Below are 8150 nucleotides of genomic sequence, written 5' to 3'. Positions count from 1 at the left end.
ACGCGGCCGGGGGCCGGCGGGTCTGACCCGGGGTCCGCCCCCGGGCCGGACGCCGGCTCCCCGGGTTCAGTCCTCCGGCGCCAGCGCGGCGCGCTGCCGGGCCGCCCGTACCGCCGCCGAGAGATGCCCGATGTCGTACGCGCCCCGGTGGCGCCGCCCGTTGATGAAGAACGTGGGCGTCCCCGACACCTCGCTGAGGTCCGCCGAATCCACGTCCTCGCCGACCCGCGAGGCGCCCGTGTGCTTGCGCAGGTGCTTGCGGAAGCGCTCGACGTCCAGGCCCAGCTCCTCCGCGTACCGGTGCAGGTCCTGCGGGCGCAGCGCCTCCTGGTGGGCGAGCAGCACGTCGTGCATCTCCCAGAAGGCGCCCTGCTCGGCCGCCGCCTCGGACGCCTCGGCGGCGAGCTGGGCCTGCGGGTGGACGTCGGTCAGGGGCAGGTGCCGCCAGACGTACCGTACGTCCCCGAAGTCGGCGAGCAGGTCGCGGATCACCGGCTCCGCCCGGCCGCAGTACGGGCACTCGAAGTCGCCGTACTCGACCACCGTGACCGGCGCGTGCCTGGGGCCGCGCACCTTGTCGCGGTCGGGATCGACGGGGACGGCGAGGTCGACGATCTGTTCGGACGTGCCGAGGAGGGCCCGGTTGCGGCGGTGCCGGGGCAGCAGGCCGATGACGGCGGTCACCGCCCAGGCCACGAGGAAGGCGCAGATCAGGGCGGAGAGGGTGCCGATCTTGGCCTCCTCCAGCTGGTCGCCGTGGAAGGCCAGGGTCGCGATGAGGAGCGACACGGTGAAGCCCGCCCCGGCGATGGTGCCGCCGGCCGCTGTCGCGCCCCAGCCCACCGGGGGCCGCAGTTTCCCGCCGCTGAGGCGGGTGGCCAGGTAGGAGGCGGTCAGGATGGCGACCGGTTTGCCGACCACGAAGCCGACCAGGATCCCGAGGGTGATGGGTGAGGTGAAGGCCTGGGACAGCTCGTGGGGGGTGATCCGGATGCCGGCGTTGGCGAGCGCGAACAGCGGCACGATCACATAGCTGCTCCACGGGTGGTACATGCGCTGGAGCCGCTCGTTCGGCGACACCGCCGAGGCCAGCCCGATCCGCGCCGACCGCTCCAGCTCCGGGGTGGGCTGTTCGCGGAAGCGGCGGAAGAGGCCGCTCGCGCGCTCCAGGTCGGAGCGGGACGCCGGGTAGGCGAAGGTGAGCAGCCCCATCGCGAGGCCGGTGACCACCGGGTCGACCCCCGATTCGAGGAGGGCGATCCATACGCCCACGGCGAGGACCGCGTACACCGCGCCGCGCCGCAGGCCGACCCCGCGCAGCACCACGATGACGACCAGCAGGCCGACGGCGGCGAGGACGGCGGCCATGTCGACGTTCTCGCTGTAGGCGACCGCGATGACGGCCAGCGCCACGAAGTCGTCGACGACCGCGACGGAGAGGATGAAGGCGCGCAGGCCGCCGGGCAGGCGTTTGCCGAGCAGGGCGAGCATGCCGAGGGCGAACGCGGTGTCCGTGGACATCGCGGCGCCCCAGCCGTGCACACTGCCGTCCCCGGCGTTGATGGCGAGATAGATCGCGACCGGGAGTGCCATGCCGCTGATCCCGGCGACGAAGGGCAGCGCGACGCGGCGCCTCTCGCGCAGCTCGCCCGTGTCGAACTCGCGGCGTGCCTCCAGGCCGACGACGAAGAAGAAGATCGTCATCAGCCCGCTGTTGATCCACTCGCGCAGGTCCATCGACAGGCCGTAGGAGCCGATTCGCACGGACAGGCCGTTGTGCCAGAAGGTCTCGTACGACGACAGACTGATGTTCGCCCAGGTCAGGGCGGCGATCACGGCCGCCAGGAGGACGGCGGCGCTGCCCGTCTCGGTGCGCAGGAACGTCCTCCAGGGGGTGCGCACCTCGGCGCACTCCGTCCGCCCCGCGTAGCCGGACTCCGGTGTAGCTTCCGTCACGTCGCGATTCTCTCCTCCCGGTGCGGTCGGCGCGTGGCTGCGCCACGGACCGCACGGCGTGAAACTCGTGCGAGGGGTGGCTCATTCCCGTCCGGCGGTCCGGCGGCTGGGTCAAAACGCAGCAAATAACGTTTTTCCGGTCAGTCCGCGGAGGTCAGCGGGTAGAGGTGTGTCATGGCAATCGACACACACGGTCCCGCGCTGCCGGCCGCGCGCGGTGAGCTGTCCGCGGCGGTGATCGGCTTCCTGCGCGACGGGGCGCCGCCGCCCGGCCGTGCGGACGCGCGCACGGCGGATCCGTACGGGGACGACCTCCAGCTGGCGCTGTACGTCTGTTACGAACTGCACTACCGGGGCTTCGCGGGGGTGGACGCCTCCCTCGAATGGGACCCGGCCCTGCTGGCGGCGCGGGCCGGCCTGGAGGAGCGGTTCCTGGGCGCCCTGCGCCGGGACGCCTCCCGGCACGACGACCCCGCCGAGGCGATGGCGGAGCTGCTGGTCGAGCCGGTGCGGGACGGGGGGACGAGCGTGTCGCTGTTCCTCCAGGACGACGGCGAGCTGTGGCACGTACGGGAGTACGCGGTCCACCGCTCGCTCTACCACCTCAAGGAGGCCGATCCGCACGCCTGGGTGCTGCCGAGGCTGTGGGGCCGGGCGAAGGCCGGCATGGCGGCGGTGGAGTTCGACGAGTTCGGCGCGGGCCGGGCGGAGCGGGTGCACGCGCGGCTGTTCGCGGAGCTGATGACCGACCTGGACCTGGATCCGGCGTACGGCCGCCATCTCGACGCCACGTGCGCGGAGATGCTGGCCACGGTCAATCTGATGTCCCTGCTGGGGCTGCACCGGGAGTGGCGGGGCGCGCTGGTGGGGCACTACGCGAGCGTCGAGATCACGTCGTCGCCCGGTTCCAGGCGCCTGGCGCTGGCGATGAAGCGGACGGGGGCGGGTCCGGCGGCGGAGTTCTTCCACACCGAGCACGTGGAGGCGGACGCCGTGCACGAGCAGGTCATGCGGCACGAGGTGGTCGGGGGGCTGCTGGAGGAGGAACCGCACCTCGCGCCGGACGTCGCCTTCGGGATCGACGCGACGACGTACCTGGAGAACCGTCTCGGGGAGCGTCTCCTCGGGTGCTGGCGGGCGGGCGACACGTCGTTGCGTCCCGGCCCGGGTGAGAGGCGGTGACCGTGGCGCGCGATCCCGCCGGGGAGCCGGAGCCCGTCCGGCTCCGGGTGCAGCGCGAAGGGCCCACGCTGGTCGACGGACCGGTGACGGTGGAACTGGACGACGGCACGACCGCCACCTCGGACCGGTTCCGGGTCGCGCTGTGCACCTGCCGGCGCAGCCGGCGCTTCCCGTGGTGCGACACCAGTCATCGGAGACGTACCCGCGGCTGATCCCGTCCGGCGTCCACCACCGGCTCCACTGCGGCTCCAGGCTCCACCGCGGCTCCGGGCTCTCCCGCGACTCCCGGCTTTACTGCGACTTTGTTGCAGTTGCGGTCCATGGGCCATTGGGTGGATGGGGCGTACACGGACCGAGGGAAGCAGCCCCATGACGACCACCTCCACCCCGCCGCGGCCCGCCACGGGATCGCGGTGGCAGCGGCTGCGTGCCTCGATGACCCGTGAGGAGTGGACGCGGCTCGGCGGGATGGGTGCGTTCGTCCTGGCGCTGCACGTGATCGGCTGGTTCACGCTGGTGGCGATCGTGGCCCCCGAACACCACAGTGTCGGGACGAAGTCGTTCGGCGTCGGCATCGGCGTGACCGCGTACACCCTGGGCATGCGGCACGCCTTCGACGCCGATCACATCGCGGCCATCGACAACACGACCCGCAAGCTGATGAACGAGGACAAGCGTCCGCTGTCGGTGGGTTTCTGGTTCTCTCTCGGTCATTCCAGTGTGGTCTTCGTCCTGGCCTTCCTGCTGTCCCTCGGTGTCAAGGCCCTCGCCGGGCCGGTCAGCGACGACAGCAGCCAGCTGCACGACACCGCCGGCCTCGTCGGGACGACGGTCTCCGGGGTCTTCCTCTACCTCATCGCCGGGATCAACATCCTGATCCTGGTGGGGATCTGGCGGGTCTTCCGGAAGATGCGGTCCGGGCACTTCGACGAGGCGGCGCTGGAGGAGCAGCTGGACAACCGGGGGCTGATGAACCGGCTCCTCGGGCGGGTGATGAAGTCGATCACCAAGCCGTGGCAGATGTATCCCCTGGGGCTGCTGTTCGGCCTGGGGTTCGACACCGCCACGGAGATCGCGCTGCTGGTGCTGGCCGGCTCCGGCGCCGCCTCCGGGCTGCCGTGGTACGCGATCCTCTGCCTGCCGGTGCTCTTCGCCGCCGGGATGTCCCTGCTGGACACCATCGACGGCTCGTTCATGAACGTCGCGTACGGCTGGGCCTTCGCCGAGCCGGTCCGCAAGGTCTACTACAACCTCACCATCACCGGCCTGTCGGTCGCCGTCGCGCTCATCATCGGAACGGTGGAACTGCTCGGCCTGCTCGCCGAGAAGCTGGGGCTGCACGGCGCCTTCTGGGACTGGGTGGGCGGACTGGACCTCAACATCGTCGGCCTTGTGATCGTCGGGCTCTTCTTCGCCACCTGGCTCCTCGCGATGGCGGTGTGGAAATTCGGCCGTATCGAGGAGAAATGGACGGCCGGACCGCACGACGGCCGCGGAGAGAAGAACGTCACACCACTTCCCTGAGCTTTCCGCCGGCCACGTCGAAGACGAACCCGCGGATGTTCCCCTTGTGGGGCACGAACGGGCTTGCCCTGATCCGGCGCACCGACTGCTGTACGTCGTTCTCCTCGTCCGGGAACGCCTCCGGGGCCCACGACGGACGGATGTGGGTGTCCTCCTCGATCTGCCGCTTGAAGGCGTCGTCCGTGAAGGTGACCATGCCGCAGTCGGTGTGGTGGATGAGGAGGATGTCCGTGGTGCCCAGCAGCCGCTGACTGATCGTCAGGGAGCGGATGACGTCGTCGGTGACCACGCCGCCGGCGTTGCGGATGACGTGGGCCTCACCCTCCTTCAGGCCGAGGACGCGGTACACGTCGATGCGGGCGTCCATGCAGGCGACCACCGCGAGCCGGCGGGACGGGGGGAGGGAGAGCGGTCCGCTGAAGGCAGCGGCGTAGGACTCGTTGTTGGCCAGGTACTCGTCGGTGACGGTCACGTCTGTCCTGCTTCCTCTTGCCGGAACCGTCACGATAGGGCGCCGGAATTCGCCACAGAAGGCGACGTTCTGCCCGGCCACAGGAATGCAACACGATGTCAACAATCGGGACATGTCCGACACCGAACCTCTGAGGTCGCTCAACTCCCTTGACCGTGCCCGTGCTCCGGTCGCCACCATGGTCCACGGTTCGAGAACGGGGAGAGCTCATGCGACGGAACGTCAGAACGATCACAGGTCTGGTCCTGGCCACGACGGCGCTCCTCGCGCTGTCCGGGTGCTCGAAGGAATACGACGACGAGCGCGGCAAGGGGGACGCGCCCGTGCAGGGGAAGCAGGGCGACAACTCCGCCGCGGAGGTGTTCAACTTCCCCGACGGGTTCGGGAACCTGGCCACCAAGTGTGTCGGCCACGGGAACCGCGCGTACGTCACCACCAACGCCACCGGCCCGTCCAACGTCCAGATAGTCAAGGACAGTTCGTGCGGCTGAGCCCGGCGGGACGGGCCTCGGCCGCCGTCGCCCTCTGCGCGCTCCTCGCGGTGACGGCGGGCTGTTCCCGGGAGCACTACGAGGAGCGCGGCAAGGCGGACGCGCCGGTGAGCGGGCGCGCGGGCGAGGACTCGGCCGCGGAGGTGTTCAACTTCCCCGACGGCTTCGGGAACCTCGCCACCAAGTGCGTCGGCGAGGGGCGGCGCGCCTACACGACCACCCGGTCCTTCCAGAACCAGGACGACGACAACAAGGAGATCGAGATCATCCCGGCCCACCAGGTGATCGTGGCCGACCCGGAGTGCACGGGAGGCCCCGCCCGCTGAGCGTGCGCCGGGCGATGAGGCAGCGCCCCCGTGCGAAGGTGCCGCCGCAACTGCCGATTGGGGGCGTTCCCGGGTTCTAGCGTCAACTCCAGTACGTGTCACCCGACTTCATGGAGGAGACGAATGAACAACAACCTTCGTACGGCAGCGGCGGCCGTGGCGCTCGTGACCGGGCTCGTGACGGCGGGCGGCACCGCCTCCGCCGCCGCGGCCCCGCGTCCCGAGCGCATCACGTCGCAGGAGCAACTCGCGGCGAGCATCGCGCAGGCGGTCGCCACCGAGCAGGAGAAGGGGGACACCGGTGGCGTCATCGTCGTCGGGATGATCTCCGAAGTCACCGCGAGCACCACCCGCGCCCTTTTCTGCTGACGAAATGGAGGTGAGCACCGTGGACAGCTCAGCGGACCGTGCTCAGGACGTGCGGGAGACCCCCGTCGCCTGGTGTCCGAGCGGCGATGCGAGCCGCCCGGAGAGCGTTGTCCTCGGCGTCCGTTCCGGGGACGGCGATCAGGTCGTCTACCTGGCGGAACCCGTACCGGCGGCCGACGTACTCGGCAGCATCCCGGAGGGAATCGCGCCCAGCCGGGTGCTCCGGTTCGCCTCGCACTGCGTGTCGGACTGCGCGAACCGGGTCGGTGAGGCCTGCGGTCTGATCGAGCGCATCAAGACCGTGCCGGCCGGGACCGGCGCGAGCGCCGTGCCACGGTGCCACCTCCGACCGCACTGCAAGTGGTGGAACCAGACCGGAGTCGAGGCCTGCCACCGCTGCCCGGCCATTTCCACCCTCAACTCCCGCGACGACGAACTCACCGTTCTTGTCGCGGACCCCGCCACCACCCGCGAACAGCTGGAAAGCTGGGTCGCAGCGGGGAGGTGAGCGGGCCCGGTGACCGGACCGGTCCGGGACCGACCCCGAACGAGAGAAGGGATGTTGTGGACAACTGGACACGGTGTTTCCGCCCGGCCCCCGACGCCGGCGCGCGGTTGCTGTGCTTCCCGCACGCGGGGGGCTCGGCGGGCGCCTATCTGCCGCTGTCGATCGCGGTCGGGGGGACGGCGGAGACACTGGTCGTGCAGTACCCCGGACGGCACGACCGCTTCGCCGAGCCGTTCACGCAACGGCTCGGCGAAGTGGTGGACGCCGTCGTGGCCGGACTCCCCGCGAGCGGGGACCGGCCGTTGGTGCTGTTCGGCCACAGCATGGGCGCGATCCTCGCGTTCGAGACCGCGCGCCGGCTCGAACGGGAGGGGCGGGGGCCGGTGGCGCTGTTCGTCTCGGGGCGTGAGGCTCCCTCCCTGGCGCAGCGGCCACGGCTGCCGAACCCGCCGAGCGACGAGGACCTGATCGGGGAGATGCGGCTGCTGTCCGGCACCGAGGACGAGTTGCTCAGCAACCCGGACATCCTCGAACTGGCACTGCCGCCGCTGCGCGCCGACTACGCCATGCTCTTCGCCCACACGCACCGCCCGGGGCCTCCGCTGGGCTGCCCGGTCACCGCGCTGACCGGGGACGCCGACCCCCGGGTGGACGTCGAGCGCGTCCTGGCCTGGGAGCGCGAGACCGAGGGCCCGTTCGAGCGGCATGTGCTGCCCGGCGGGCACTTCTTCCTGGGCGACCATCTGCCGTACGTGGCGGATCTGGTCGCCGCGTCCGTGGCGGGGGCGGCGGGGCGTCCGGGCCGTACCGCCAGTCGTACGGGCACGGGCGGCGTCTGAGGCTGACGCCGCCGCAAAGGGCCTGGGGCCGAATCCCTTCCGGGATTCGGCCCCAGGCCCTTGTGCCGTCGAGCGGGACCTACTCCGCTTCGAACTCCGACAGCAGCGCGTCGAGCGAGTCGTCCCCGTCGCGGGCCACCGCGATCCGGCGGGCCATCTCGTGCAGGGTCAGCTGCTCCAGGAACAGCGTGATGGGGACGTCGATGTCGAAGTCGTCGCGCAGGCACCCCACCAGGTGGACGGCGGTCAGGGAGTCGCCGCCGGCCGCGAAGTACGTCATCTCCGGGTCGTCCGCGTCCTCCAGGCCCAGGGCCTCGGCGAGCAGCGCGCGGACGGCCTGCTCCAGGCCGGCGCCGGACTCGGCCGCTTCCTCCGGCTGTTCCGGCCGCTCGTCGCGGACGGCGCGGGAGGTGAGGTCGAAGGCACCGAAGCTCTCGCCCGCGAAGGGGTACGCCGGCAGGGAGACCCGCCGCCCGCCGCCCG

The 8150-nt window shown here is 71.1% G+C and carries 11 protein-coding genes; 8 read left to right on the top strand and 3 right to left on the bottom strand.

The window, feature by feature from the left end; translation table 11 throughout:
* Positions 1 to 66: 66 nt before the first annotated feature.
* The gene (gene nhaA, locus GT042_RS32725; RefSeq protein WP_345944010.1) at positions 67 to 1902 is read right to left on the bottom strand and encodes a Na+/H+ antiporter NhaA; all 1836 of its coding nucleotides are present in this window, start codon (positions 1900 to 1902) and stop codon (positions 67 to 69) included.
* A gap of 228 nt (positions 1903 to 2130) precedes the next feature.
* Here nhaA and GT042_RS32720 point away from each other — a divergent pair, with 228 nt between their 5' ends.
* From GT042_RS32720 to GT042_RS32710, 3 genes are all read left to right on the top strand, one after another.
* Positions 2131 to 3138, top strand: a complete 1008-nt coding sequence (locus GT042_RS32720) for an iron-containing redox enzyme family protein (protein ID WP_161312311.1) — start codon at positions 2131 to 2133, stop codon at positions 3136 to 3138.
* A gap of 2 nt (positions 3139 to 3140) precedes the next feature.
* Positions 3141 to 3350 carry a CDGSH iron-sulfur domain-containing protein gene (locus GT042_RS32715; RefSeq protein ID WP_161312310.1) on the top strand — a complete coding sequence of 70 codons (210 nt, stop codon included), beginning with the start codon at positions 3141 to 3143 and terminating at the stop codon, positions 3348 to 3350.
* A gap of 223 nt (positions 3351 to 3573) precedes the next feature.
* Positions 3574 to 4662, top strand: a complete 1089-nt coding sequence (locus GT042_RS32710) for a HoxN/HupN/NixA family nickel/cobalt transporter (protein ID WP_161312313.1) — start codon at positions 3574 to 3576, stop codon at positions 4660 to 4662.
* Here the strand turns inward: GT042_RS32710 and GT042_RS32705 are convergent.
* Positions 4646 to 5134 carry a carbonic anhydrase gene (locus tag GT042_RS32705; protein WP_161308225.1) on the bottom strand — a complete coding sequence of 163 codons (489 nt, stop codon included), beginning with the start codon at positions 5132 to 5134 and terminating at the stop codon, positions 4646 to 4648. The two genes, GT042_RS32710 and GT042_RS32705, sit on opposite strands and share 17 nt — an antisense overlap.
* Before the next feature lie 209 nt (positions 5135 to 5343).
* Between GT042_RS32705 and GT042_RS32700 the strand changes: the two genes are divergently transcribed.
* The 5 genes from GT042_RS32700 (at position 5344) to GT042_RS32685 (ending at position 7667) form a co-directional block, all read left to right on the top strand.
* Positions 5344 to 5625, top strand: coding sequence for a hypothetical protein (locus tag GT042_RS32700; protein ID WP_161308224.1), 282 nt, complete (start codon positions 5344 to 5346; stop codon positions 5623 to 5625).
* Positions 5616 to 5951, top strand: a complete 336-nt coding sequence (locus tag GT042_RS38445) for a hypothetical protein (RefSeq protein ID WP_202532556.1) — start codon at positions 5616 to 5618, stop codon at positions 5949 to 5951. The genes GT042_RS32700 and GT042_RS38445 overlap by 10 nt, the downstream gene beginning before the upstream one ends.
* A gap of 123 nt (positions 5952 to 6074) precedes the next feature.
* Positions 6075 to 6320, top strand: a complete 246-nt coding sequence (locus tag GT042_RS32695) for a hypothetical protein (RefSeq protein WP_161308223.1) — start codon at positions 6075 to 6077, stop codon at positions 6318 to 6320.
* Between the two features lie 19 nt (positions 6321 to 6339).
* Positions 6340 to 6828 carry a hypothetical protein gene (locus tag GT042_RS32690; protein WP_237530623.1) on the top strand — a complete coding sequence of 163 codons (489 nt, stop codon included), beginning with the start codon at positions 6340 to 6342 and terminating at the stop codon, positions 6826 to 6828.
* 56 nt (positions 6829 to 6884) lie between these two features.
* Positions 6885 to 7667: an alpha/beta fold hydrolase gene (locus tag GT042_RS32685; RefSeq protein WP_161308221.1), complete on the top strand. Its 783-nt coding sequence runs from the start codon at positions 6885 to 6887 to the stop codon at positions 7665 to 7667.
* 79 nt (positions 7668 to 7746) lie between these two features.
* On the opposite strand, the gene GT042_RS32680 is transcribed toward GT042_RS32685, so the two are convergent.
* A partial coding sequence (locus tag GT042_RS32680) for an acyl carrier protein (protein WP_161308220.1) occupies positions 7747 to 8150 on the bottom strand: 404 nt, incomplete at its 5' end.

Origin of the sequence: Streptomyces sp. SID3212 (genome assembly GCF_009865405.1) — a bacterium.
GTDB lineage: Bacteria > Actinomycetota > Actinomycetes > Streptomycetales > Streptomycetaceae > Streptomyces.
Note: the sequence above shows the minus strand (reverse complement) of the source record. Positions and strands in the feature narration are given on the sequence as shown.